This window comes from Phenylobacterium sp. (assembly GCF_030651185.1).
GTDB lineage: Bacteria > Pseudomonadota > Alphaproteobacteria > Caulobacterales > Caulobacteraceae > Phenylobacterium.
The window spans coordinates 72,382-95,308 of record NZ_JAUSCJ010000041.1 but is presented as its reverse complement, the minus strand read 5'-3'; the positions used below and the strand labels follow the sequence as shown (position 1 = coordinate 95,308).

Here is a 22,927-nt window from a genome sequence, read left to right as displayed (position 1 = left end):
GGCGCGGGCGCGGCCAGACCTTGACCATGACAAGCCAACCCGCCACCAAGTCCGCCAAGCAGGAGCTGATCGAGATCGGCAAGACCGTCGGCGCCGCCCTGCTGATCGCGCTCGTGCTGCGGATCATCTTCTTCCAGCCCTTCACGATCCCCTCGGAGTCCATGGAGCCGGCCCTGCTGAAGGGCGACTACATCATCGTCTCGAAATACGACTACGGCTGGAGCGCCCACTCCATCCCGTTCAGCCCGCCTCTGTTCCGGGGCCGGATCCTGGACAAGCAGCCCCAGCGCGGCGACGTGGTGGTCTTCCACCTGCCGCGCGACAAGAAGATCACCTACATCAAGCGGCTGATCGGCCTGCCCGGCGACCGCATCCGGGTGGCGGGAGGCCGGGTCTACGTCAACGGCAAGGCCATCGCACGCAAGCCGCTCGGCATGATCGAGGACCCCGGCGCGCCGGGCGTGCAGGTGATGCAATACGCCGAGCCCAAGCCCAATGGCGCCAGCTACGTCACCTTCGACCGCGCCCCCGACCATGAGGGCGACAACACCGAGGTCTATGTGGTGCCTGAAGGCCGCTACTTCATGATGGGCGACAACCGCGACAACTCGCTGGACAGCCGCTGGCCTCAGGAGATCGGGGTCGGCTACGTCCCGGCCGAGAACCTGGTGGGCAAGGCGCGCTTCATCATGCTGTCCTGGAAGGGCGGCGCCTCGATCTTCAAGCCCTGGACCTGGGTGATGCGGTTCGATGCGAGCCGCGCCTTCCACCGGCTGGACTAGCGGGCGGCGTACTCGGCGCGGCTGAGGACGCCGTCGTGGTTGGTGTCGATGCGTTCGAACTGGGCCGCGGCCACGCTGGGGCGCGCCAGCGACGGCAGGGCCGCAGCGCCAACCGCCGCGGCGATCGCGGCCCCGACGAGCAGGCGCAGGCCCTTGCGGGAGACCCGCGGCTTGGCCGGCGCCTCCAGCTGCTGGTCGATGAAGGCGCGCAGGGCCTCGCTGGCCGAGCGGCCATCGGCCCGGCAACGGGCCATGAAGGCTTCCTTGGTCGGATACGGAATCCGAATCTCCAGGGATTCGCTTTTCTTCAGTCGTCTGGGCTCGGTCATGGTGCGGTCTTCGAAAGGATGAGCGAGGCTAGCCAAGCCTATGTCGCGCCCGTGTGACAGGAAAAAGGTGTCCGGACAGTCTGGGCCCTATGCCCAGGGATCTATGATCGTTGGCCCATAGCCCAAGAAGTCCGTGACGTTTCGCGTCGCGACAGAAGCGCCGCACGCTTGAGCGATCGCGGCGACTTGGACGTCTAAAGCGCCTGCAGGTCGTCCTTCGCGCCGGCGATCGGCCGCCAATTTCGCATAGGCCTTGGCGGCCGATCCGTCGAAAGGCAGAACCCGGTCGGCGAAGTCGATGGCGAACATCTGCTCTGCGGCGGCCAGAAGCATGGTGCGCCGATGACTCTCCGGCAGCAGAGCCACGCCGTACAGGATTTCGGCCTGTGTGATGGTGGTCGTGAAGAGGGTTTCGCTGGGCTGATTGGACAGCCAAGCCCGCACGACCTCGGAGGGGATCGGTCTCATCAGTTCCGACACCACGTTGGTGTCGAGGATGATCACTCTTCAAACCTGGGAGGTTCACGCAACGACTCCCGACCTGTCAGGTCCAGGTCCACGCCGCCCAGGGCGGAGAATCTCATTCGAATAGCCTCGCCGAGGTGAGGTCGGCTCGGCGCCGGGTCTGTTAGGGCGTCCCGCAAGATCGATCGGACCTCTTCCTCCATCGAGCGCCCGTGATGCGCGGCCCGCATGCGGAGGCGTGCTTTCAGCGGATCTTCCAGATTTCGGACGGTGATGCTGGCCATGATATCAATGTAGGCAATGATATCATTGATTGCAATGATGGGGGCCCTAACCGCCCGCCGCCAGGATCGCGGCCAGCCCCTCGCGGTAGGTCGGATACTGCGGCCGCCAGCAAAGCTCGGCCTTGGCCCGTGCGTTGGAGACCCGCTTGGTCTCGGCATAGAAGCGCCGCGCCGCAGGGGTGAGGGCGTCGAGGTCGAGGGCCTCTTCCGGCGGAGGCTCCATCCCCAGAAGCTTGGCGGCGTAGGCCACCACCTGGCTGTTGGGCGCCGGTTCGTCGTCGCAGAGATTGTAGATGCCGCCGGCGCGGGGCCGGGCGATGGAGGCCTCAAGGCCGGCGGCCAGGTCATCGACATGGATGCGGCTGAACACCTGGCCCGGCGCGGCGACCCGGCGGGCACGGCCCTCCCGCAGGCGGTCGAAGGCCGAGCGGCCTGGGCCGTAGATGCCCGGCAGCCGGTGGATTGTGACGGTCAGGCCCATGCCGCGGCCGACCTCGAGCCAGTCGCGCTCGGCGCCGACCCGGCGCGCGCCCTCGGTGGATTGCGCGGCCAGCCGGCTCTGCTCGAACACCCAGCGGCCGCGCCGGTCGCCATAGACCCCGGTGGTGGAGAGGTAGCCGATCCAGTCGGGAAAGGCCCCGACCTTGGCCATGGGGCGCACCAGGGCGGGCAGGGCCGGACAGCCCTCGGCGGTCGGCGGGGCGGTGATCAGCACGGCCTGGGCGGAGCCCATCTCGGCGGCGATGGCGTCGGGGTCGGTGAGCGGGATGGGCTCGACCCCCTCGGCCGAGAGCCGTGCGGCGCCACCCTCATCGCGAAAGGTCGCCGCCACGGTCCAGCCTTGCGGGGTCAGGCGCCTGGCCAGGGCGCGGGCGGAGAAACCGTAGCCGAAGACGAAGAGGCGCATGACCAGGCTTAGAGCAGGGCCTGGACAGCGGCGCGGGCGGCGTCGGCGAATTCCGGCCGGCGCAGGGCGAAGGCGACATTGGCCCGCAGCAGGCCGATCTTGTCGCCGCAGTCGTAGGTGACCCCGTCATATTCCAGAGCGTGGAAGGTCTGGGTCTTCATCAGCTGGACCATGCCGTCGGTGAGCTGGATCTCGCCGCCGGCGCCCTTGCCCTGGCGCTCCAGTAGATCGAAGATTTCCGGCTGCAGGATGTAGCGGCCCGAGATGAACAGGTTGGAGGGCTCGGTCCCCGGGGCGGGCTTCTCCACCATGCCGGTCATGCGGTTCAGGCGGCCGTCCTGACCGTCGAGGGCGACGATGCCGTACTTGTGGGCCTCGCCGGCCGGGCAGGGCTCCACGGCGATGATGTTGCCGCCGACCTTTTCGTAGGAGGCCACCGCCTGGGCCAGGGCCGGGACATCGGCGGCCATCAACATGTCGGGCAGCATGACCGCGAAGGGCTCATCGCCGATGATGTGGCGGGCGCACCAGACGGCGTGACCCAGGCCCAGCGGCGCCATCTGGCGCACGAAGCTCATGCCGCCCGGCGTCGGCAGGTCGGCGCGGACCTCGGCCAGGATGTCGGTCTTGCCCTTGGCCTCCAGGGCGCCTTCGATCTCGGGATTGGAGTCGAAATAGTCCTCGATGGCGCCTTGGCCGCGGCCGGTGACGAAGACGATATGTTCGATCCCCGCGGCGCGCGCCTCCTCCACCACATAGGAGAGGATCGGCCGGTCGAAGATGTTCAGCATGTTCTTCGGCGTGGTCTTGGCGCCGGGAAGCACCCGGGTCCCCAGACCCGCCACGGGAAGCACAGCCTTGCGCACGCGTTTCGTCATTCAGTCCTCCGTCTGGTCCTGACTAGAGGAGCCAACGCACGAAATCCATTCCCGCCGTGTGACTGTATCGGCGAAACCTTGCGGCGCCCGTCGGCTACTCGACGGTGACCGACTTGGCCAGGTTGCGGGGCTGGTCGACGTCGGCCCCCTTCTGGACAGCCACATGGTAGGCCAGCAGCTGGATCGGCGCGGAGAACACCAGGGGGGCCACCAGCGGATCGCAGGTCGGCACGATGATCACCTTCACCCCGGCCGGCGCGTTTTCCGCGCCCTGGGCGTCGGTGAACAGGATGATCGGCCCGCCGCGCGCCATCACCTCGCTCATGTTGGACATGGTCTTTTCGTAGAGCGCGTCTGAGGGGGCGATGACGATCACCGGGGTGGCCTCGTCGATCAGGGCGATAGGGCCGTGCTTCAGCTCGCCGGCGGCATAGCCCTCGGCGTGGATGTAGCTGATCTCCTTGAGCTTCAGGGCGCCTTCGAGGGCCAGGGCCGACATGGCGCCGCGGCCGAAATAGAGCACGTCTCGAGCCTTGGCGAGTTCCGGCGCCAGGGCGCGGATGGCCTCCTCGACCGCGATGGACTGCGCGATCAGGCGCGGGGCTTCCAGCAGCAGCTTGGAGAGCCTGCCTTCCTCCGCGGCGTCGATCCTGCCCCGCGCCGCGCCGGCGGCGATGGCCAGGGCGGTGAGCGCGGCCACCTGGCTGGTGAAGGCCTTGGTGGACGCCACCCCGATCTCGGGGCCCGCATGGGTGGGGAACAGGACGTCGGCCTCGCGGGCCATGGTGGATTCGTGGACATTGACCACGGCGGCAGTGGTCAGCCCCTGGGCCTTGCACCAGCGCAGGGCGGCCAGGGTGTCGGCGGTCTCGCCCGACTGGGAGACGACGATGGCGAGCGTGCCCGGGGTGACCGGCGGCTCGCGGTAGCGGAACTCCGAGGCCACCTCGACGTCCACCGGGATGCGGGCCAGCCGCTCGAACAGGTAGCGGCTGATCAGGCCGGCATAGAAGGCGGTGCCGCAGGCGATGATCTGGATGCGGTCGACCTTGGAAAAGTCGATGCCGCCCGGGGCCGTGGCCTTGCCGGTGACGGGATCAAGATAGGCCGAGAGCGTGTGCTGGCAGGCGTCGGGCTGGTCATGGATCTCCTTTTCCATGAAGTGCCGGTAGTTGCCGCGCTCCACGAGGGCCGCAGACGGCGAGACGACGCGCATCTCGCGGGTGACCGCCTGGCCGTGCTCGTTGAAGATCGCGGCCGAGTTGTGGTCGATGGCGACATAGTCGCCCTCTTCCAGATAGGCGATGCGAGTCGTGAAGGGGCCGACGGCGAGCGCGTCGCTGCCCAGGAACATCTCGCCCGAGCCGTAGCCAACCACAAGGGGGCTGCCGCGCCGGGCGCCGAGGATCAGGTCGTCGCGGCCCTCGATCAGGACGGCGATGGCGTAGGCGCCGTGCAGGCGGTCCAGGGTGGCCTTGAGGGCGGCCAGCGGCTCCAGGCCGGTGGCCAGGTTGGCGTCCAGCAGGTGGGCGATGACCTCGGTGTCGGTCTGGCTCTCGAAGCTGCGGCCCTTGGCCTCCAGTTCGCGGCGCAGTTCGGCGAAGTTCTCGATGATGCCGTTGTGGACCAGGGTCACCTTGCCCGCCTGATGCGGGTGGGCGTTGGCCTCGGTAGGCGCGCCATGAGTGGCCCAGCGGGTGTGGCCGATGCCGACCATGGCCTTCAGCGGGTCAGCGGACAGCACGTCCTCAAGGGCGCGGATCTTGCCCTTGGCGCGGCGGCGCTCGACCTTGCCGCCGACGACGCCGGCGATCCCCGCGGAGTCGTAGCCGCGATACTCCAGGCGCTTGAGGCTCTCCAGAAGCCGATCCTGAACCGGGGCCGTCCCGACAATACCGATGATGCCGCACATGGACCCGAGGTTCCTTTTGTCAAACGAAGGCGCAATAATCTTTGAATGCCCACGCCGCCTTTAGCATTCGCAAACGCGGCGTCGACTAAATCTCAGTTTCGTATCGTTTCGAGAGCTGCTCCTGATGACAAAGCGCGCCTATTTCGGAACTGACGGCATCCGCGGTCAGGCCAATAGCCATCCCATGACCGCCGAGGTGGCGCTGCGCGTGGGCTTGGCGGCGGGCAAGCTGTTCATGTCGCAGGACGACCGCCGTCACATGGTGGTGATCGGCAAGGACACCCGGCTGTCGGGCTACATGGTGGAACCGGCCCTGGTGGCGGGATTCGCCAGCGTCGGCATGGACGTGCGCCTGCTGGGACCGATGCCGACGCCGGGCGTCGCCATGATGACGCGGTCGCTGCGGGCGGACCTGGGGGTCATGATCTCGGCCTCGCACAACGCCTACATCGACAACGGTATCAAGCTGTTCGGCCCCGACGGCTACAAGCTGTCGGACGAGCGCGAGCTGGAGATCGAGGCCCTGATGGACCAGCCCCTGGCCGACGGCCTGGCCGCGCCGGCCGCGCTGGGCCGGGTCGCCCGCGTCGACGACAGCCAGGCGCGCTACGTCGAGATCGCCAAGGCCACCTTCCCGCGCCGCATGAGTCTCGCCGGCCTGCGGGTGGTGATCGATTGCGCCAATGGGGCGGCCTACAAGGTGGCGCCGGTGGTGCTGTACGAACTGGGCGCCGAGGTGATCAAGATCGGGGTCGATCCCAACGGCGCCAATATCAACGAGGAATGCGGCTCCACCCATCCCGAGGCCATGGTTCGGGCTGTGAAGGAATATCGCGCCGACATCGGCATCGCCCTGGATGGCGACGCCGACCGGCTGCTGATCTGCGACGAGAAGGGCCACGTGGTTGATGGCGACCAGATCATGGCCCTGATCGCCGACAACTGGGCCAAGCGCGACCGTCTGAACGGCGGCGGGGTGGTGGCCACGGTGATGTCCAATCTGGGCCTCGAACGTTTCCTGGCCGCCCGGAACCTCAAGCTGGAACGCACCGCCGTGGGCGACCGGGCGGTGATGGTGCGGATGCGCGAGGGCGGCTTCAACCTGGGGGGCGAGCAGTCGGGCCACATGATCATGTCCGACTTTTCCACCACCGGAGACGGCCTGCTGGCGGCCCTGCAGGTGCTGGCGGTGCTGAAGCTGGCCGACAAGCCGATGAGCGAGCTGGCCCACCAGTTTGAGCCGGTGCCGCAACTGTTGCAGAACGTGCGCTTCGCTGGCGGCAAGCCGCTGGAGGACGAGCAGGTCAAGAAGGTGCTGGCCGCGGCCGAGGCGCGCCTGGCCGGAACCGGCCGTCTGGTGGTCCGCGCCTCGGGCACCGAACCCCTGATCCGGGTCATGGCCGAGGGCGACGACGAGAAGCTGGTCCGCGACGTGGTCAAGGATATCGTCGGCGCGGTGAAGAAGGCCACCGCCTAGTCGCCACGCCTGGAAGGATCCGGAGGTCAGCGCCCTACACGCCCATGTGAAGACCCCGCGGTCGCTGCATCCTGAACAAAGGGTTTCCCGGGGTATTCAAGCTCCAGAATTCATGTCAGCTTCGTAATGTTGGGGCCGCTCGACCGGCCCGGACGAAGAAGAAGTGAGTTCTGGGAGGACACATGCAGCGTAACCCCGTTATCGCGGGCGTGACGCGAGGACCGATCCGGGCGACCAGTTCGATCGCCTGCCTCGCCTTCGTCGCGCTTCTCGCCGTCGCCTTCTGGGCCGGCGCGCTCTGGATTGGAACGGTCCTCTTCAACCTGCTGAGCTAGACGCCGCAGGTTGACCGAGTCGTCCGAGCAACGCCCAAGGGGCGTTGCATCTCTGCGACTTACGCCCGCCCGATGGAGGCGTACTTGAAGCCTCGCGAGCGCAGGTCCTCGGGCTTGTAGATATTGCGCAGGTCCACCAGGGTCGGGGTCTTCATCAGCAGCTTGATCCGGTCGAGATCGAGCGCCCGGAACTGATCCCATTCGGTGATGATCACCAGGACGTCGGCGCCGGTGGCCGCCTCATAGGCGTCGGCCTTGAAGTCCACATCCTTCAGCATGTGCTTGGCCTCTTCCCCCTCGGGGTCGAAGGCCTGGATCCTGGCGCCCAGCTTTTGCAGGGCGGGCAGGATGTCGAGGGCCGGGGCGTCGCGCATGTCGTCGGTATTGGGCTTGAAGGTCAGGCCGAGCACGCCGACCGTCTTGCCGGCCAGGTCGCCCTCGACGGCCGCGGCCACCTTGGTGGACATGGCCTTCTTGCGGGCGTCGTTGATCTCCACCGTGGTCTCGATCAGCCGCACGGGGCTGCCGGCGTCGACGGCGGTACGCACCAGGGCCAGGGTATCCTTCGGGAAGCAGGAGCCGCCATAGCCCGGGCCGGCGTTCAGGAACTTGCCGCCGATCCGCTTGTCCAGGCCGATGCCCTTGGCCACCTGCTGCACGTCGGCGCCCAGGGCCTCGCAGAGGTCGGCGATCTCGTTGATGTAGGTGATCTTCAGCGCCAGGAAGGCGTTGGCGGCGTACTTGATCAGCTCGCTGGTGCGGCGGCTGGTGAAGACGATCGGGGTCTCGTTCAGATAGAGCGGGCGATAGAGCTCGGTCATCACCGGCCGGGCGCGCTCATCCTCCAGGCCCACCACCACGCGGTCGGGACGTTTGAAGTCCTCGATGGCCGCGCCTTCGCGCAGGAACTCCGGATTGGAGACCACCGCGAACTGAGCGTCGGGGCGCTTGGCCTTGATGATGCGCTCGATCTCGTCACCGGTGCCCACCGGCACGGTGGACTTGGTGACGATGACGGTGAAGCCGTCCAGCAGGCCGGCGATCTCCTCGGCGGCGGCATAGACGTAGGAGAGGTCGGCATGGCCATCGCCGCGGCGCGAGGGCGTGCCCACGGCGATGAACACCGCGTCGGCCTTGGCCACCGCCTCGGCGGCCTCGGTGTCGAAGCTCAGGCGCCCGGCCTTGACGTTCTGGGCCACCAGCACATCCAGGCCCGGCTCGTAGATCGGGATGCCGCCCGACTTCAGGCGGTCGATCTTGCCCGCGTCCTTGTCGATGCAGATCACGTCATGGCCGAAATCGGCGAAGCAGGCCCCGCTCACCAGGCCCACATAGCCGGTGCCAATCATCGTAACGTGCATCTTCTATCCCCGAATTCGTGCTGGCCCTGCGTCAGGCCGGTACATCTTTTTGCAGCGCAGCAAAAGTGGCGCCGTGCTTCAGACTTCCTGATTGTAGGCGCCGACCTCAGGCCGTTTGGCGAGCCGCGGCTTCACCTCTTCGCGGAACAGGGCGCGCATGTCGGCGTCGGACTGGGTGCTCTCCACCACCACGACGATCTCGGGCTTGTTGGAGGAGGCGCGCACCAGGACCCAGGAGCCGTCTTCGAGCGCCACGCGGACGCCATTGACGGTGATCACCTCGACGATCTTGCGGCCCAGGATCGTGCCGCCGGCCTTGGCCAGGGCCTCGTACTCGGCCACCACGTCGTCCACCACACCGTACTTCACCTCGTCGCCGCAGTGAGGCGACATGGTGAGCGAGGTGTAGGCGATCGGCAGGGCGTCCTTCAGCTGCGAGAGCTTCTTGTCCGGGTTGCGATCCATCATCGCCAGGATGGCGGCCGCCGCCGTCAGGCCGCAGTCGTAGCCCCAGCCCAGCGGGGCGTTGAAGAAGAAGTGGCCGCTTTTCTCGAATCCGGCGAGCGCGCCCAGTTCGGCGGTCTTGCGCTTGATGTAGGAGTGGCCGGTCTTCCAGTAGACGGTCTTGGCGCCATTGGCCGCCAGGACGGGGTCGGTGGCGTAGAGGCCCGTGGATTTCACGTCGACCACGAAGGTGGCGTTCTGGTGCAGGATCGACAGGTCGCGGGCCAGCATCAGGCCGATCTTGTCGGCGAAGATTTCCTCCCCGGTGTCGTCCACCACGCCGCAGCGGTCGCCGTCGCCGTCGAAGCCGAGCGCCAGGTCCGCGCCATGTTCGCGCACCGCCTTGGCCATCTCCTGCAGCATCTCGTGATCTTCAGGGTTGGGATTGTAACGCGGGAAGGTCCAGTCGAGCTCGCAGTCCATCTCGATGACCTCGACGCCCATGCGGCGCAGGGCCTCGGGCGCGAAGGCGCCGGCCGTGCCGTTGCCGCAGGCGCAGACCACCTTCAGGGGGCGCTTCACCGCCACGCGGCGCACGATGTCGGCGACATAGCGTTCCGCGACACCGGCGACGTGGGTCAGGGAGCCGCCGGGGCGCATCTTGGACTGGCCGCCGAGGACGATCTCCTTCAGGCGGCCCATCTCGACGGGGCCGAAGGTCAGGGGCCGTTGCGCGCCCATCTTCACCCCGGTCCAGCCGTTCTCGTTATGGCTGGCGGTGACCATGGCCACGCAGGGGGCGTCTAGGTCGAACTGAGCGAAATAGGCGATGGGCGACAGGGCCAGGCCGATATCCAGGACCTCGCAGCCGGCGGCCAGCAGGCCCACGGTCAGGGCCTGTTTCACATTGATGGAGTAGGATCGGAAGTCGTGGCCGATGACGATCTTGGTCTGGCCCAGCTCCTGGATATAGGTCCCGAGGCCCAGGCCGAGGGCCTCGATGCCCAGCAGGTTGATGTCGGGGCCCAGCAGCCAGCGCGCGTCGTATTCCCGAAAGCCAGTGGCCTTCACAAGTGGATAGATTTCGTAGTCGAGGGTGTTGGGTACGAGGTCGGCGCGCGGAACGGGAAGCATCAGGACTCCATCGTATGTCTTCGGCAGGCTTCTTAGAGGTCTTGAGACCTTAAGACCATGCGAACGCGAGCCTTGAACTTGTGTTTTGTGACGATTGCTAGACGCCTGCGCGCACCAGGTCGTGAACGCGCAAGATTCCGACCGGTTTGTCCCCCTCCACCACAAACAGCACGGTGACCATCGGCAGCGGGTCGCTCATCAGGGCCAGGGCCTCGCCGGCCAGCATGCCGGGGGGCGCGGTCTTCTTGGGGCCTGGCGTCATGACCTCGCCGGCGGTGTGGCCCATCAGGCCGTCGATGTGGCGGCGCAGATCCCCGTCGGTGATCACGCCTTGCAAGGCGCCGTCCGGACCCGTGACGCCGACGATGCCGAAGGCCTTTTCCGTCATCACCAGCAGGGTCTGGGCCATGGGGGTGTCGAGCGACACGAGGGGCAGTTCGGCGGCCCCGTGCATCAGGTCGCCCACCGTCTGCAGCATGGCGCCCAACTTGCCGCCGGGGTGGAAGGTCTTGAAGTCCTTGGCCGTGAAGCCGCGCCGCTCCAGCAGCGCGACGGCCAGCGCGTCGCCCAGCGCGATCTGCAGGGTGGTCGAGGTGGTGGGCGCCTTGACCTCGGCGGTGGCCTCGGCGGCGTCGGCCAGCTGCAGAACCACGTCGGCGGCCTTGCCCAGCGCGCTCATCGGATCGGCGGTCAGCGCGATCAGCGGGATGTGGAAGCGGCGGGAATAGGCCAGGACGTCGGCCAGCTCCTTCACTTCGCCGGACTTGGACAGGCAGAGCACCACGTCCCCCTCGGCGATCATGCCGAGATCCCCGTGGCTGGCCTCGTTGGCGTGGACAAAGAAGGCCGGGGCTCCGGTGGAGGCGAAGGTGGCGGCGATCTTGCGCGCCACGTGGCCCGACTTGCCGATGCCCGAACAGACGATCTTGCCCTTGGCGGCGTGGAGAATGTCCACGGCCCTGGCGAAGGCCTCCCCCAGCCCGTCGGCCTGCTGGGTCAGGGCGTCGGCCTCGGCGGCCAGCACTCGGCGACCCACGGCCACGGCGTCGAAATCGCTCATTGGGTCGGGGCTATGGCTTGGCTTTGCAGGTCGGAAACCGCCTGCCGGGCCTGGTTGACGCGTTTGTTGGCGGCCTCACTCTCGCGCTTCATGGCGGCTTGGACGGCCGGCGTGCGCTGGGTGGGGGTGCGGCCGAAGACGCCTGGCGAGCGGTCGCCGAGCCCCTGGGGCCAGACAAGGGCCAGGGCCACCATCGCGAGGGCGGCCAGGGCGATGGCGGGGAAGAACAGGCGGTCACGCATGGTTGGGCGGATATAGCGGCTACAATCGCCTCGGGCCAGCGAACCCTTGACCTCTCCGCCTTCGCCCCCTAGCCCGCAGGCCTCGACCGCGAATGGAGGTTTCCCAGTGCCCACCCTGATCCTGCTGCGCCATGGCCAGAGCCGCTGGAACCTCGAAGACCGCTTCACCGGCTGGGTGGACGTGGACCTGACGCCGGAGGGCGAGGCCCAGGCGACCAAGGGCGGCGAACTGATCAAGGCGGCCGGGATCCAGATCGACCGGGTGTTCACGTCGGTGCTGACGCGGGCTATCCGCACCAGCTGGCTGGCCCTGACGGCGGCGGGCCAGGTCTTCGTGCCGGAGACCAAGGACTGGCGGCTGAACGAGCGCCACTACGGCGGGCTGACCGGCCTCAACAAGGCCGAGACCGCCAAGAAGCACGGCGACGACCAGGTGAAGGTCTGGCGCCGCTCCTATGACGTGCCGCCGCCGCCGCTGGCGCCCGGCGGTGAGTTCGACTTCGCGGGGGACCGCCGCTATGCCGGCGCCGCCCTGCCGGACACCGAGAGCCTGAAGACCACCCTGGACCGCGTCGAACCCTACTGGGCCGCCGAGATCGCACCGAAGCTGGCGGCCGGAGAAACCGTGCTGGTCGCGGCCCACGGCAACTCCCTGCGGGCCATCGTCAAGCTGCTCTACGCTCTGTCGTCCGATGCGATCATTGACGTGGAGATCCCGACCGGCAATCCGCTGCTGATCGAGCTGGACAGCGCCCTGAAGCCGACCTCGGCCCGTTACCTGGACGCGGCCCGCGCCACCAAGCTGCCGACCTACGGGACCTAGATCGAAAAATGCTCTAAACTTTTGAATTAGAGCCCTTTTTATCCGATCCGATTGAAGCAATCTGATCGGAAAGGGCTCTAGCGCGCCGCCACGCTGAGCGCCTGGGCGATCTGGGCGTCGGTGCGGCGCATGGCCAGCAGCAGCAGCGCCGCCACCACGGCCGGGATCGCCGCCCAGGGCTGACCGGCGGCGGCCAGACCCGTGGCGGCGGCGATGCTGACGCCGACCCCCACCTCGGCCAGGGTGGAGAACCAGCTGGACCCCCGGCGGCGGCGGAATTCCGAGCGCTTGGCCGGACGCTGATACCAGATGTTGATCAAGCCGTTGGCCAGGGTCGCGGCCAGGCAGCCGAGGGCGGCGGCCAGGCCGACGCCGGGCTCCAGCACGATGAGGATCGCCAGGATCGGGGTCAGCAGGGCCGCGACCGGGATGAAGGCCGCCGTCAGCTTGGCCCGACGCGCGGTGGCGATCGGTGTCGGCGCGCAGGCGATCAGGTCCGGGGAGTCCTCCGCCGAGACGGTGATCCAGGCCAGGCTCGCGGCCACCTGACCGGCGACGAAGACGAGGGCCGCGGCCCCGCCCGGCAGGGCGAAGAGTGAGTGACTTCCGGCGTTGCGCACCAGCAGGAAGCCCAACGGCAGCAGGTACAGCACCCGCAGCATGACCTGGGACATCAGGGCCGCGTCGCGGCTCATCAGCCGCAGCTCCTTGCGCACGGTGGCCGCGAAGGCGCCGCCGGTGAAGGCCACCGGCCGGGTGCGCGCCTTGACCGCGCTGGCCTCGGCTCCGGCGGCGGCGGCGGAATCGGCGGCGAACCGGCCCCCCAGCCAGAGGTTCACCCCGGTGAACATCGTCAGCGCCACAGCCAACAGGATCAGCACGGCCGCGGGGTCGCCCAGCAGCGCGCGCAGAGGCAGGGCCGCGACCGGCGGCATGACGAAACTCGGATCGGTGGCGGCGGCCACCAGGTCACTCCACACCGAGCCCACCGGCGCGCCGAAGATGCTTCGCGCCTGGGTGACCAGGAAGAACCCGGCCCCGATCAGGGCCGAGGCGACCTGTGCGATTGTGCGGGTCCGACGCGGCCCGATGGCGGCGAACATGGCCATGGCCACCACCAGGCCGCAGGCTGTGGCGGCGATGGCCACGGCGGCGAGGACCAGGAAGGCCGCCAGCCAGGGCGGATGGCCGATCAGGGCGATGGGGATCAGGAACGGCCCGAGGAAGGCCGAGAACACCAGAAACAGGTTCAACGCGATGGCTGCGAACCGCACCGTCAGCACCTTGCGCGGATCGATGGGGGACGAGAACAACAGGTCCAGGTCGCCGCGGTCGTAGAGGACGTCGGCCGCGGCGGCCAAGGTCTGGGACAGCATCAGGCTGAACATCACCGCCAGGATGACGTCGGCCAGCAGGATGCCCGTAGGTGTGACGCCGATCTCCACCCGGCGCAGCATCAGGCCGATGGGCACGCCGCCGATCAGTGTGACCAACCCCACGCTGGCCAGGGCGATCCAGCCGCCCCGCCGGTTCTCGCCGCGCCGCGCCAGCAGGGTGCGCCAGCCCAGCCGCATCTCGTGGGCCAGCAGCCAGAGGGTCGATCCCGGCGGCGCGATCACGCGGGGGCGGCCTGGGCCTGGCTGGTCAGGTCGAGGAACAGGTCCTCCAGGCTCGCGGCGCCGTCGCCGGCCTGGGCCCTCAGTTCGTCCAGCCGCCCCTCGGTGAGCAGTCGGCCATGCTGGATGATGCCGATGCGGTCGGCCATGCGTTCGGCCACCTCCAGGATGTGGGTCGTCAGGATCACCGTGGCGCCGGCCTTGGTGCGCGCGGTCAGCAGGTCCTTCACCTGGCGCGCGGCCCCGGCGTCCAGGCCGGTGAGCGGTTCATCGAGGATCAGCAGTTTCGGATCGTGGATCAGGGCCCCGGCCAGCGCCGTCTTCTGTTTCATGCCCCGCGAGAAGCCCTCGCAGCGGCGGCCGCGTTCGTCCCACAGGCCCAGCATCCGCAGCAATTCCTCCGACCGCGCGCGGGCCGTCCTGGCCTCCACGCCCCAGAGCCCGGCCACGAATTCCAGGTATTCCAGGGGCGTCAGCCGATCGTAGAGCATGGGCTCGTCGGGCGCCCAGGCGATCAGCCGCTTGGCGGCCATGGGGTCGGCCATCGCATCGACGCCAAACACCCTGATGGATCCGGTATCCGGCTTCAGCAACCCGGCCACCATCCGCAGGGTGGTGGTCTTGCCAGCCCCGTTGGGACCGAGCAGGGCGTACAGCTCACCGGAGCGGACCGTCAGGTTCAGGTCGTCCACGGCGGGCGTGCGGAAGGTCTTGTTGAGGCCCCTGATCACCAATGCGTCGGTCACGAAGCCTCCCCGGTCGAGGCCCGACTATGGGCGAGAGGTGGCAGGCGCTCAACCACGCGGGGTTGCGGGGAGGGCGGTGGGCGCCTCACAAACCTGGCATGATTGACCAGGCTCATATGCGCGCCGCCATCGCGCTCGCTCAGACCCACCTTGGGAAGACCGGGGTTAACCCGTCCGTGGGGTGCGTGATCGTCGCCGGCGGCGAGGTGGTGGGCCAGGGCGTCACCCAGGTGGGCGGCCGTCCACATGCGGAGGAACAGGCCCTCGACCAGGCCGGCGAGGCGGCCCGGGGGGCGACCGCCTATGTCACCCTGGAGCCCTGCGGTCAGAGGTCCACGGGAACCGCCTCCTGCTCGGAACGGCTGGTGGTGTCGGGGATCACGCGCGTGGTCATCGCCTGCACGGACGCCTCAACCTATGCGTCGGGGCGCGGCACGGAAGGGTTGCGGGCGGCCGGCCTCAAGGTGGAGCTTGGCCTGCTGCAAACCGAGGCTGCAGGCCTCTACGCCGGCTATGAGCCGCCCAAGGCTTAGCGATTCTTCACCGTGATTTCGCTAAGTCGCGGAAACAGCGTGTTAATTACGATAACCTAATCTGGGGATAGTAAGTTCACGGTCCCCCAGCCTCCCATGTCGCTTCAAACCGCAACTATCCAGGATCTCCAGCCCCTCACCCAGGCTGAGGTCGACGCCATCTGCGCCAAGCATGACCGGCTGTGGACCTCCAAACCGGGCGGCGCGCGCGCGGTGTTCGCCTGGAAGAATCTCACCGGCCTGGACCTGCGGGGGCGCAATCTTTGCGACGGCGATTTCACTGGCGCGATCCTTTCCGACTGCCAGTTTCAGGGCGCCCGCCTGGACCATGCCAATCTGTTCGGCGCGGACCTGCAGAACGCCAATCTCACCGACGCCTCGATGCGGCGGGCCGATCTGCGCGGCGCCTGCCTGCGCAACGCCAACCTGACCGGCGCAGACCTCTTTGAGTGCGACCTGCGCGAGGGCTCGATCGCCTCTGTGGACCGTGTCCAGGGCTTGAAAGTCATGGAACACCAGAACCGGGTGGGCGAGATGCAGGGCGCCATCCTGGCCGGCGCCAACCTGGAGCGGTCGCGCCTGTCGGGGGTGATGGCGGTGCGGGCCGACTTCACCGACGCGGTGCTCAAGGACGCCAAGCTGATCCGGGCCAACCTCAAGCAATGCACCCTGACCGGCGCCAACCTGGCCGGCGCGGACCTCTCCGGCGCGGATCTCGCGGGCGCGGATCTGCGCGACTGCATTCTGGTGGGCGCCAAGACCTTCTCCTGGAACGTCAGCCAGGCCGACATGCGCGGTGCGCTCACCGACCAGCCCTCGGGCAAGGCGGTCTCCGACTTGCCGTACAAGACCATGATCCGCGACCATGCCCGCTGGTGTGAAACCGGTGGGGCCGAGGGCTCGCCCAGCGTGTTCGACAACGCCGACCTGCGCGCGCTGGAGACGGTGCGCGGCTTCAACCTGACGGCGCTCTCGGCCAAGGGTGCGGTGTTCTACGGTCTGGACATGGAGGGCGTGCAGCTTCAGGGCGCGAACCTGGAGGGCGCGGACCTGCGGGCCTGCAACCTGCGCCGCGCCGATCTGCGGGGTGCGCGGATGATGGGCGCCAAGCTCGCCAGCGCCGACATGCGCGACGCTCAGATGGGGCCGCTGCTGCTGGGGGGCGACCGCATCCTGCCCTGCAACCTGACGGGCGCCAGCCTGAAGAACGCCGACCTGGCGCGGGCCGATCTGCGCCACGTGCTGCTGATCAATTCAGACCTGAGCCGCGCCAACTTCACCAACGCCCAGCTACGACAGGCCAATTTCACCGGCGCCCAGAAGTGGGGCGCGCGGGGCCTGGGCGAGACAATCTGAAGGCCAGCTTAACGGTTCGGTTGCATCTGAGGTCTAGGTCTGAAGACCGCCGTTCGCCAAAAGCCGAGACGCAATGTCCAGCATCACCTTGTCCGGTCGAAGAAAGCTCTCTCCCGGCGAGATCGAGCTGATGGTCTCGAGCCATGAGAAATTCATCGCCGGCCGCCCCGGCGGCAAGCGCGCGATCCTGAAGTTCGTCGACCTGTCGGGCGCCGACCTGGCCGGCCGCAACCTGTCGGACGCCGACGTCTCGGCCTCGGTCTTCGACGGGGCCAAGATGGCCGGGATCAACCTGGAACGCGCCATCCTGTTCGGCTGCGACCTGCGCAAGGCCGATCTGCGCGGCGCGCGCCTGGTCCGGGCCGACCTGCGCGGCGCCTGCCTGCGGGGCGCCAACCTGTCCCAGGCCGACCTGACCCAGGCCGATTTCCGGGTCGGTCAAGTCGCGATCCCTCACGCCTCCAAGGGCCTGGCCTCGGTGGTCCACGAGACCCGCGAGGGCCAGCTCGACCACGCCATCTTCGCCGGCGCCACCCTGGACGGCTCCCGGCTCAACGACGCCTCGCTCTTCGCCTCCGACTTCACCGACTGCTCCCTGAAGGGCGCCAAGATGTCCGGCGCCAATCTGAAGGACGCCAACCTGTCGGGCGCCATGCTGGACGGCGCCGACGTGGCCAACACCAATTTCGAGGGCGCGAACCTCTCCTTCGTCACCATCATCGGGGTCGACGTGGCCCAGGCCCGCACCTACGGGGCCAACATGTCCGGCGCCATGCGCGCCCCGAGCGACGAGGTCGTCGAACGGGCCGAGGAACTGTTCGCCCGCGCTCAGGCCAACCACCTCTGGTGTCAGACCGGCGGCCGCGAGGGGAAGCCCGCGGTGTTCGACAATGAAGACCTGCGGCCCCTGGCCGGCCGTCTGCGGGGCCTGCGGCTCAGCGCCATGAGCGCCAAGGGCGCGATCATGGTTGGGCTCGACCTGACAGGGGCCCACCTGCAGGGCGCCCACATGGACGGCGCGGACCTGCGCGGCGTCCGCCTGCGGGACGCCGACGCGCGCGGCGCGCGGCTGACCGGCGCCAACCTCACCAAGGCCGACCTGCGGGGGGCCATCTTCTCGCCCCTGCCGCTCAGCGCCACCCGTCAGACCGCCGCCAGCTTCGAACGGGCCAATGTCCGCTACGCCGTGGCCCAGGGGGCCGACATGACCGACGTGATTCTGGACGGCGCCGACCTGCGCGGTTGCGACTTCTCCGGGGCCCGGTTGAGCGGGGCCAGCGTCCGCGACGTGCAGCTGCACGCCACCCTCGGCTTCGATCTGGCCCGCGCCGCGGCCTGAGTGTTCGCTGACGCAGCGTCAGAGGCGTAGCCTGACCGCCTCAACGTGAGAGGAAGCTCCCGTGCAGACTGTCAGTGTGGAAACCCGCGGCCGGATCGCCATCGTCACCATCGAGCGGCCGGATAGCCGCAACGCCGTCGACGCCCCCACCGCCCAGCAGCTCTACGACGCCTTCAAGGCCTTCGACGCTGACCCCGACCTGGATGTCGCCATCCTGCAGGGACGGGGCGGGACCTTCTGCGCGGGCGCCGATCTCAAGGGGGTCAGCGAGGGGCGGGGCAATCGCGTGCATCGCGACGGCGATCTTGGCCCCATGGGTTGTACGCGGCTGGAGCTGTCCAAGCCGGTGATCGCCGCCGTCGAGGGCCATGCCGTGGCCGGCGGTATCGAGGTGGCGGCCTGGTGTGATCTGCGGGTGGCGGCGGAGGGCGCGATCTTCGGGGTGTTCTGTCGGCGGTTCGGGGTGCCGCTGATCGACCTGGGCACCGTGCGCCTGCCGCGCCTGATCGGCCACTCGCGGGCCATGGACCTGATCCTCACCGGGCGTCCGGTCGACGCGGCGGAGGCCTACGCAATCGGCCTGGCCAACCGGCTGGTTCCCAAGGGCCAGGCGCTGGAGAGCGCGATCGAACTGGCGCAGCAGCTCTCGGCCTTCCCCCAGGCCTGCCTGCGCAGCGATCGCGCCTCGGCCATCGCCCAGTGGTCGATGGACTGGGACTCGGCGACGGTGAACGAGGCCGACCTCGGGCGCGAGACCCTGAGATCGGGCTCGGCGGCGCAGGGGGCGGCCCGGTTCGCGGCCGGCGAGGGCCGGCACGGCAAGTTCTAGTTCGCGGGCGGACGGAGACCGGCGCGCAGCTCGGCGCCGGTCAAGACGCCGTTCCTGTCGGCGTCCAGCCGGGCGAAGCGGTGGCGGGCATGTCCTTCGACATCGGCCAGGGTGATCTCGCCGTCGGTGTCTGTGTCGGCGCGCATCAGCCGACCGCCGGCCCGGCGCGGGGCGGCGAAGTCGCGGTCGGCCCGGGCCTGTTCGAGTTCCTCGGTGGTCACCTTGCCGTCCTGGTTCAGATCGGCGGCGGCGAACCGCTCGCGGACTCGGGTCAGCATCTGGTCCAGGGTCTGGGACTGGCGCTCTTGAGCCGGCGTGGCGGCGGTCATCGCCGAGGTTTTCGGATCAATCGCCGCGACGGTCTTCTCGGGCGCCCGGGGCGCGCAGGCGGCCAGCAGGGCGGTGGCGAGAGCGACGAAAGCTAGGGGCTTCATGATGTGCTTCTTGGACTGATCTTGTGATTTGAATATGACATCATCGATCTGAGCCCCGTCTGAACGCCGAATATCATCTTCAGTTCATGAAATTTCTTCGGCGAAATCTTTGTCCCGCAATTTGAATACAATAGCGGCCGTGGAGCATCGCTCTGCAACAAGGGTCACGGAAAAGGGCGGCGCGTCCCCGCGCCGCCCTCCCGGAGTTCCGACCTAAGGGGGCTTAGGCGGCCTTCTCGCCTTCGATCAGCGGCGCGCTCTCGCCCGTGGCGATGTCGATCCGGCGAGGCTTGAGAGCCTCGGGAAGTTCGCGCTTCAGGGAGATGGCCAGAAGGCCATCGGAGAGCTTGGCCTCGGTCACCACCACATAGTCGGCCAACTGGAACCGGCGCTCGAAGTCGCGCTCGGCCAGGCCGCGATGCAGGAAGCGGCGCTGGTCGTCATTGGCGGCCTTGCGGCCTTGGACGGTGAGGAGGTTTTCCTTCACCTCGATATTGAGCTCGTCGGGGCGGAAACCCGCCACCGCGATCTCGATGCGGTAGGCGTTCTCGTCGGTGCGCTCGATGTTGTACGGCGGATAGCCGGTGGCGGCGTCCGCGGTGGCGGTCTCAAGCAGGGCCGCGAGGCGATCGAAGCCGACGACGGAGCGATAGAGGGGGGAAAAGTCGACAGTACGCATGTGGGTCACATCCTTCTTGGCTAAAGCAAGGTTGCAGGTCAGGGATGCAGGTTCAGCACGCACCGAAGTCTCGCGCCGCCTGGAAGGCCCGGAAATCCAGCGCCTTCGAGTGATTAGGTAGGAACCGATTTTCGGGCTTCAAGGGGCTTGTTCTGACGCAAACGTCATGGCGCGGGGCCTTGCCAGGGAAGGCTTGGCCATTAGGGTCGCGCGGTCTCCAAACACCTTGAGGTCGCTCAATGTCCGCCCGCTCGCTCGCCCTGCTCTCCGCCTTCGCGCTCATCAGCCTCGCGCCCGCCGCCCAGGCCGCGGAGGACAAGGCGCTGAAGGCCGCCATCGCCGGAGCCGCCCGGACCGAGGCCAATACGGCGCGGGACGCCGCGCGCCATCCCTACGAGACCCTGGCCTTCTGGGGGGTGAAGCCCAAGCAGACCATCCTCGAAATCTCGCCGGGCGGCGGCTATTGGACCGAGATCCTCGCGCCCTACGCCAAGGCCACCGGCGGGACCTACATCGCCAGCGCCGCCGACCTGGACAATCCCAAGCTCTCCGACGGCGCCCGCAAGGGCCGCGTGGCCTTCGAGGCCAAGTACGCCGACGAAGCCAAGTTCGGGAAGGTCGGCTTCGTCAATTTCGGACCTGAGTCCAAGCCCCTGGGGTCGGCCTCGGCCGACATGGTCATCACCGCGCGCAACATCCACAACTGGCTCTGGCAGCCGCCCATGCTCGACAAGGCCATGGCCGATTTCTACGCCGCGCTGAAGCCCGGGGGCGTGTTGGCGGTTGAGGAACACCGCGCCGATCCCCGGCCGCAGAACGCCGACGCCCGCGACGGCTATGTCGCCACGGCCACGGTGGTGGCCGCCGCCGAGAAGGCGGGCTTCAAGCTGGCCGCGTCCTCGGAGGTCAACGCCAACCCCAAGGACACCAAGGACCACCCCTTCGGCGTCTGGACCCTGCCGCCGTCGCGCACCAGCAGCCAGGGCGGCAAGGCTCCGGACCCCGCCTTCGACCGGGCGAAATACGACGCCATCGGCGAGAGCGACCGCATGACCCTACGCTTCGTCAAGCCCGGCTGAGGCGGCGGTTTTGACCGGTCCATCAACGCAGTCTACTGCGGTTGAGTGTTCTTCCAGGGGTTCGGTTTCGTAATGCTTTCAGCGGGGTCTCTGTCGCGGCGTGCGATGATCGGTTCGACCCTGGCGCTCGCCGCCTGCGGCAAGAAGGCTGACAAGCCGCCCACCGCCAAGGCCGGCCCCATGACGCTGGACCAGGTGGTGGCCGGCGCCTGGCGCGACCCCGCCGATCGGGCCCGAGATCCCTGGCGCCATCCCGCCGAAACCCTGGCGTTCTTCCGTCTGGCGCCGGGTCAGAGGGTGGTGGAATTCTGGCCCGGGGCGGGCTGGTATACCGACATCCTGGCCCCCTATCTGGCGGCCACCGACGGTAAGCTGTTCGCGGCCGACCTGCAGACCAACGATCCCGGCGAACCGGCCTCGGCCGAGATCGTGGCGGCCTACCGGCGCAAGCTGCGCGCCAAGCCCAAGCTGTATGGCGACGTGGAGATCACCTCCTTCGGCCCCACCAGCGGCGCGGTGGCGCCGGCCAATTCCGCCAACCTCGTCCTCTTCCTGCGCAATCTGCACAACTGGATGGCCGCCGGCATCGCCGAGAAGGCCTTTCACGACGCCTTCGTGGCCCTGAAGCCCGGCGGCGTGCTGGGGGTCGAGGAGCATCGCGCCACGGCCGGGGCGGTGCAGGACGTGCTGGCCGCCGATGGTTACGTACAGCAGGCCTATGTCATTCAGTTGGCTCAGGAGGCGGGGTTCATTCTCGACAAGACCTCGGAGATCAACGCCAACCCCAAGGACACCAAGGACCATCCCTTCGGCGTCTGGACCCTGCCGCCGGTGCGCCGCTCCTCGCCGCGCGGCCAGCCTGACGATCCGACCTTCAACCACGCCAAGTATGACGCCATCGGCGAGAGCGACCGGATGACCCTGCGCTTCGTCAAGCCGACCTGAAGCCATGGCCACCCCCGACATTTCCGAGATCGCCGCCGGCTTCGCCGCCGGCTTCGCCGCCGCCGGCTGCGACGGCGCCCTGCACATCCTCGACCTCACCACCGGCGCGGAGGTGGGGTTCGAGGCCGACCGCCCCGTCGTCCCGGCCTCTGTCTTCAAGGTCCTGGTGGCCCTGGAGTTCTACGCCCGGGCGGCGGAGGGCGAGATTGATCCGGCCAAGCAGGTGGACCTGCGCCCCGCCGTCGTCACCCCCGGCCCGGTGGGCATTTCCAACTTCCAGGATCCGTTGCGGCTATCCCTGCGCGACCTCGTCCGGATGATGCTCACCTTGAGCGACAACGCCGCCACCGACCTGCTGATCGGCCGCCTGGGTCTCGACGCCATCAATGCGCGGGCCGTGAGCTGCGGCTGCCGCGAGACGCGGATCGTCAGCGACCTGAAGACAATGCTGGACACCATGGCCGTTGAGCTGGAGTTCCGGAACTATGCCGAGCTGCTGGCCGCCCAGGCGGGCAAGCTGGGGCCGGCCGCGCAGGCGGGCAGCGTGGACCCGGCCCGCATCGCCGCGGTGGCCGCCCTCGATCCGGCGCGGGGCTCACGGACCACCGCGCGGGACATGACCACCCTGCTGGCGGCGGTCTGGAACGATACCGCGGCCTTGCCGCCCGCCTGCGCCATGCTGCGCGATGTGATGGGCCAGCAGGTCACCCGGCGCCTGGAGGCGGCGGTGCCCGACGGCGGGGCGCTGGCCGCCAAGAGCGGCGCCCTGTTCGGCCGCGTCCGCAACGAGGTGGGCGTGATCACTTGGCCCGATGGCTCACGCTACGCCGTGGCTGTCTTCACTCATGCCCATGCGCCATTCGCGGGGGCCGCGGCCATCAACGCCCAGATGGCCCGCGCGGTGAAGTCGGGGATCGAGGCCCTTTGGGCCGCGTGAT

24 protein-coding genes are annotated in these 22,927 nt (G+C 68.4%); 11 read left to right on the top strand and 13 right to left on the bottom strand.

Annotated features, from left to right (window positions below; all coding sequences use genetic code 11):
• Nucleotides 1–26 precede the first annotated feature (26 nt).
• Complete coding sequence (lepB, locus tag Q7J39_RS19870) at nt 27–782, top strand: signal peptidase I (protein WP_304829567.1); 756 nt, start codon at nt 27–29, stop codon at nt 780–782.
• On the opposite strand, the gene Q7J39_RS19865 is transcribed toward lepB, so the two are convergent.
• The 5 genes from Q7J39_RS19865 to glmS form a co-directional block, all read right to left on the bottom strand.
• Nucleotides 779–1,111, bottom strand: a complete 333-nt coding sequence (locus Q7J39_RS19865; protein WP_304829564.1) for a hypothetical protein — start codon at nt 1,109–1,111, stop codon at nt 779–781. The two genes, lepB and Q7J39_RS19865, sit on opposite strands and share 4 nt — an antisense overlap.
• Before the next feature lie 87 nt (nt 1,112–1,198).
• The gene (locus Q7J39_RS19860; RefSeq protein ID WP_304829561.1) at nt 1,199–1,615 is read right to left on the bottom strand and encodes a type II toxin-antitoxin system VapC family toxin; all 417 of its coding nucleotides are present in this window, start codon (nt 1,613–1,615) and stop codon (nt 1,199–1,201) included.
• A 291-nt stretch (nt 1,616–1,906) separates the two neighbouring features.
• Entirely contained in the window at nt 1,907–2,767 is an 861-nt protein-coding gene (locus tag Q7J39_RS19855; protein WP_304829558.1) for an SDR family oxidoreductase, read from the bottom strand.
• A gap of 8 nt (nt 2,768–2,775) precedes the next feature.
• Nucleotides 2,776–3,645, bottom strand: coding sequence for a UTP--glucose-1-phosphate uridylyltransferase (locus tag Q7J39_RS19850; protein ID WP_304829555.1), 870 nt, complete (start codon nt 3,643–3,645; stop codon nt 2,776–2,778).
• A gap of 94 nt (nt 3,646–3,739) precedes the next feature.
• Nucleotides 3,740–5,557, bottom strand: a complete 1,818-nt coding sequence (gene glmS, locus Q7J39_RS19845) for a glutamine--fructose-6-phosphate transaminase (isomerizing) (protein ID WP_304829552.1) — start codon at nt 5,555–5,557, stop codon at nt 3,740–3,742.
• Between the two features lie 124 nt (nt 5,558–5,681).
• Here glmS and glmM point away from each other — a divergent pair, with 124 nt between their 5' ends.
• Nucleotides 5,682–7,034: a phosphoglucosamine mutase gene (gene glmM, locus Q7J39_RS19840; protein ID WP_304829549.1), complete on the top strand. Its 1,353-nt coding sequence runs from the start codon at nt 5,682–5,684 to the stop codon at nt 7,032–7,034.
• 182 nt (nt 7,035–7,216) lie between these two features.
• Nucleotides 7,217–7,369, top strand: a complete 153-nt coding sequence (locus tag Q7J39_RS19835) for a hypothetical protein (protein ID WP_304829546.1) — start codon at nt 7,217–7,219, stop codon at nt 7,367–7,369.
• 59 nt (nt 7,370–7,428) lie between these two features.
• On the opposite strand, the gene Q7J39_RS19830 is transcribed toward Q7J39_RS19835, so the two are convergent.
• From Q7J39_RS19830 to Q7J39_RS19815, 4 genes are all read right to left on the bottom strand, one after another.
• Nucleotides 7,429–8,730: a UDP-glucose/GDP-mannose dehydrogenase family protein gene (locus Q7J39_RS19830; protein WP_304829543.1), complete on the bottom strand. Its 1,302-nt coding sequence runs from the start codon at nt 8,728–8,730 to the stop codon at nt 7,429–7,431.
• Between the two features lie 78 nt (nt 8,731–8,808).
• On the bottom strand, nt 8,809–10,308 hold the full coding sequence (locus Q7J39_RS19825; RefSeq protein WP_304829540.1) for a phosphomannomutase/phosphoglucomutase: 1,500 nt from the start codon (nt 10,306–10,308) through the stop codon (nt 8,809–8,811).
• Between the two features lie 97 nt (nt 10,309–10,405).
• Nucleotides 10,406–11,368, bottom strand: a complete 963-nt coding sequence (locus Q7J39_RS19820; protein WP_304829538.1) for an SIS domain-containing protein — start codon at nt 11,366–11,368, stop codon at nt 10,406–10,408.
• Complete coding sequence (locus Q7J39_RS19815) at nt 11,365–11,610, bottom strand: hypothetical protein (protein ID WP_304829535.1); 246 nt, start codon at nt 11,608–11,610, stop codon at nt 11,365–11,367. The genes Q7J39_RS19820 and Q7J39_RS19815 overlap by 4 nt, the downstream gene beginning before the upstream one ends.
• Nucleotides 11,611–11,716: 106 nt before the next feature.
• Here Q7J39_RS19815 and gpmA point away from each other — a divergent pair, with 106 nt between their 5' ends.
• On the top strand, nt 11,717–12,433 hold the full coding sequence (gene gpmA, locus Q7J39_RS19810; protein ID WP_304829532.1) for a 2,3-diphosphoglycerate-dependent phosphoglycerate mutase: 717 nt from the start codon (nt 11,717–11,719) through the stop codon (nt 12,431–12,433).
• Between the two features lie 77 nt (nt 12,434–12,510).
• Here the strand turns inward: gpmA and Q7J39_RS19805 are convergent, their stop codons facing one another.
• Together Q7J39_RS19805 and Q7J39_RS19800 are read right to left on the bottom strand one after the other, a co-directional pair.
• Entirely contained in the window at nt 12,511–14,052 is a 1,542-nt protein-coding gene (locus Q7J39_RS19805) for a hypothetical protein (RefSeq protein ID WP_370690119.1), read from the bottom strand.
• On the bottom strand, nt 14,049–14,795 hold the full coding sequence (locus Q7J39_RS19800; RefSeq protein WP_304829529.1) for an ABC transporter ATP-binding protein: 747 nt from the start codon (nt 14,793–14,795) through the stop codon (nt 14,049–14,051). The genes Q7J39_RS19805 and Q7J39_RS19800 overlap by 4 nt, the downstream gene beginning before the upstream one ends.
• Nucleotides 14,796–14,893: 98 nt before the next feature.
• Between Q7J39_RS19800 and Q7J39_RS19795 the strand changes: the two genes are divergently transcribed.
• The 4 genes from Q7J39_RS19795 (at nt 14,894) to Q7J39_RS19780 (ending at nt 18,852) form a co-directional block, all read left to right on the top strand.
• Nucleotides 14,894–15,328: a bifunctional diaminohydroxyphosphoribosylaminopyrimidine deaminase/5-amino-6-(5-phosphoribosylamino)uracil reductase RibD gene (locus Q7J39_RS19795; RefSeq protein WP_304829526.1), complete on the top strand. Its 435-nt coding sequence runs from the start codon at nt 14,894–14,896 to the stop codon at nt 15,326–15,328.
• 96 nt (nt 15,329–15,424) lie between these two features.
• Nucleotides 15,425–16,684 carry a pentapeptide repeat-containing protein gene (locus Q7J39_RS19790; protein ID WP_304829523.1) on the top strand — a complete coding sequence of 420 codons (1,260 nt, stop codon included), beginning with the start codon at nt 15,425–15,427 and terminating at the stop codon, nt 16,682–16,684.
• A 73-nt stretch (nt 16,685–16,757) separates the two neighbouring features.
• A complete protein-coding gene (locus Q7J39_RS19785) occupies nt 16,758–18,023 on the top strand; it encodes a pentapeptide repeat-containing protein (protein WP_304829520.1) in 1,266 nt (421 codons plus the stop codon).
• Nucleotides 18,024–18,084: 61 nt separating this feature from the next.
• Nucleotides 18,085–18,852 carry a crotonase/enoyl-CoA hydratase family protein gene (locus Q7J39_RS19780; RefSeq protein WP_304829515.1) on the top strand — a complete coding sequence of 256 codons (768 nt, stop codon included), beginning with the start codon at nt 18,085–18,087 and terminating at the stop codon, nt 18,850–18,852.
• On the opposite strand, the gene Q7J39_RS19775 is transcribed toward Q7J39_RS19780, so the two are convergent.
• Both Q7J39_RS19775 and Q7J39_RS19770 read right to left on the bottom strand, forming a co-directional pair.
• Nucleotides 18,849–19,286 (bottom strand): hypothetical protein, encoded by a 438-nt coding sequence (locus Q7J39_RS19775; RefSeq protein WP_304829512.1) that lies wholly within the window; start codon nt 19,284–19,286, stop codon nt 18,849–18,851. The genes Q7J39_RS19780 and Q7J39_RS19775 overlap by 4 nt on opposite strands.
• A 223-nt stretch (nt 19,287–19,509) precedes the next feature.
• Nucleotides 19,510–19,965 (bottom strand): Hsp20 family protein, encoded by a 456-nt coding sequence (locus tag Q7J39_RS19770; RefSeq protein WP_304829510.1) that lies wholly within the window; start codon nt 19,963–19,965, stop codon nt 19,510–19,512.
• Between the two features lie 239 nt (nt 19,966–20,204).
• Between Q7J39_RS19770 and Q7J39_RS19765 the strand changes: the two genes are divergently transcribed.
• From Q7J39_RS19765 to Q7J39_RS19755, 3 genes are all read left to right on the top strand, one after another.
• Nucleotides 20,205–21,044 (top strand): class I SAM-dependent methyltransferase, encoded by an 840-nt coding sequence (locus Q7J39_RS19765; RefSeq protein WP_304829505.1) that lies wholly within the window; start codon nt 20,205–20,207, stop codon nt 21,042–21,044.
• A 105-nt stretch (nt 21,045–21,149) separates the two neighbouring features.
• Nucleotides 21,150–21,989, top strand: coding sequence for a class I SAM-dependent methyltransferase (locus Q7J39_RS19760; RefSeq protein WP_304829501.1), 840 nt, complete (start codon nt 21,150–21,152; stop codon nt 21,987–21,989).
• 4 nt (nt 21,990–21,993) lie between these two features.
• Nucleotides 21,994–22,926 carry a serine hydrolase gene (locus Q7J39_RS19755; protein WP_304829496.1) on the top strand — a complete coding sequence of 311 codons (933 nt, stop codon included), beginning with the start codon at nt 21,994–21,996 and terminating at the stop codon, nt 22,924–22,926.
• Nucleotide 22,927 lies beyond the last annotated feature (1 nt).

Excerpts from the sequence above, each read along its gene's own strand:
- lepB (WP_304829567.1), top strand. The coding sequence starts at position 27 with ATGACAAGCCAACCCGCCACCAAGTCCGCCAAGCAGGAGCTGATCGAG.
- Q7J39_RS19865 (WP_304829564.1), bottom strand. The coding sequence starts at position 1,111 with ATGACCGAGCCCAGACGACTGAAGAAAAGCGAATCCCTGGAGATTCGG.
- Q7J39_RS19855 (WP_304829558.1), bottom strand. The coding sequence starts at position 2,767 with ATGCGCCTCTTCGTCTTCGGCTACGGTTTCTCCGCCCGCGCCCTGGCC.
- Q7J39_RS19850 (WP_304829555.1), bottom strand. The coding sequence starts at position 3,645 with ATGACGAAACGCGTGCGCAAGGCTGTGCTTCCCGTGGCGGGTCTGGGG.
- glmS (WP_304829552.1), bottom strand. The coding sequence starts at position 5,557 with ATGTGCGGCATCATCGGTATTGTCGGGACGGCCCCGGTTCAGGATCGG.
- glmM (WP_304829549.1), top strand. The coding sequence starts at position 5,682 with ATGACAAAGCGCGCCTATTTCGGAACTGACGGCATCCGCGGTCAGGCC.
- Q7J39_RS19835 (WP_304829546.1), top strand. The coding sequence starts at position 7,217 with ATGCAGCGTAACCCCGTTATCGCGGGCGTGACGCGAGGACCGATCCGG.
- Q7J39_RS19830 (WP_304829543.1), bottom strand. The coding sequence starts at position 8,730 with ATGCACGTTACGATGATTGGCACCGGCTATGTGGGCCTGGTGAGCGGG.
- Q7J39_RS19825 (WP_304829540.1), bottom strand. The coding sequence starts at position 10,308 with ATGCTTCCCGTTCCGCGCGCCGACCTCGTACCCAACACCCTCGACTAC.
- Q7J39_RS19820 (WP_304829538.1), bottom strand. The coding sequence starts at position 11,368 with ATGAGCGATTTCGACGCCGTGGCCGTGGGTCGCCGAGTGCTGGCCGCC.
- Q7J39_RS19815 (WP_304829535.1), bottom strand. The coding sequence starts at position 11,610 with ATGCGTGACCGCCTGTTCTTCCCCGCCATCGCCCTGGCCGCCCTCGCG.
- Q7J39_RS19795 (WP_304829526.1), top strand. The coding sequence starts at position 14,894 with ATGATTGACCAGGCTCATATGCGCGCCGCCATCGCGCTCGCTCAGACC.
- Q7J39_RS19790 (WP_304829523.1), top strand. The coding sequence starts at position 15,425 with ATGTCGCTTCAAACCGCAACTATCCAGGATCTCCAGCCCCTCACCCAG.
- Q7J39_RS19785 (WP_304829520.1), top strand. The coding sequence starts at position 16,758 with ATGTCCAGCATCACCTTGTCCGGTCGAAGAAAGCTCTCTCCCGGCGAG.
- Q7J39_RS19775 (WP_304829512.1), bottom strand. The coding sequence starts at position 19,286 with ATGAAGCCCCTAGCTTTCGTCGCTCTCGCCACCGCCCTGCTGGCCGCC.
- Q7J39_RS19770 (WP_304829510.1), bottom strand. The coding sequence starts at position 19,965 with ATGCGTACTGTCGACTTTTCCCCCCTCTATCGCTCCGTCGTCGGCTTC.
- Q7J39_RS19765 (WP_304829505.1), top strand. The coding sequence starts at position 20,205 with ATGTCCGCCCGCTCGCTCGCCCTGCTCTCCGCCTTCGCGCTCATCAGC.
- Q7J39_RS19760 (WP_304829501.1), top strand. The coding sequence starts at position 21,150 with ATGATCGGTTCGACCCTGGCGCTCGCCGCCTGCGGCAAGAAGGCTGAC.
- Q7J39_RS19755 (WP_304829496.1), top strand. The coding sequence starts at position 21,994 with ATGGCCACCCCCGACATTTCCGAGATCGCCGCCGGCTTCGCCGCCGGC.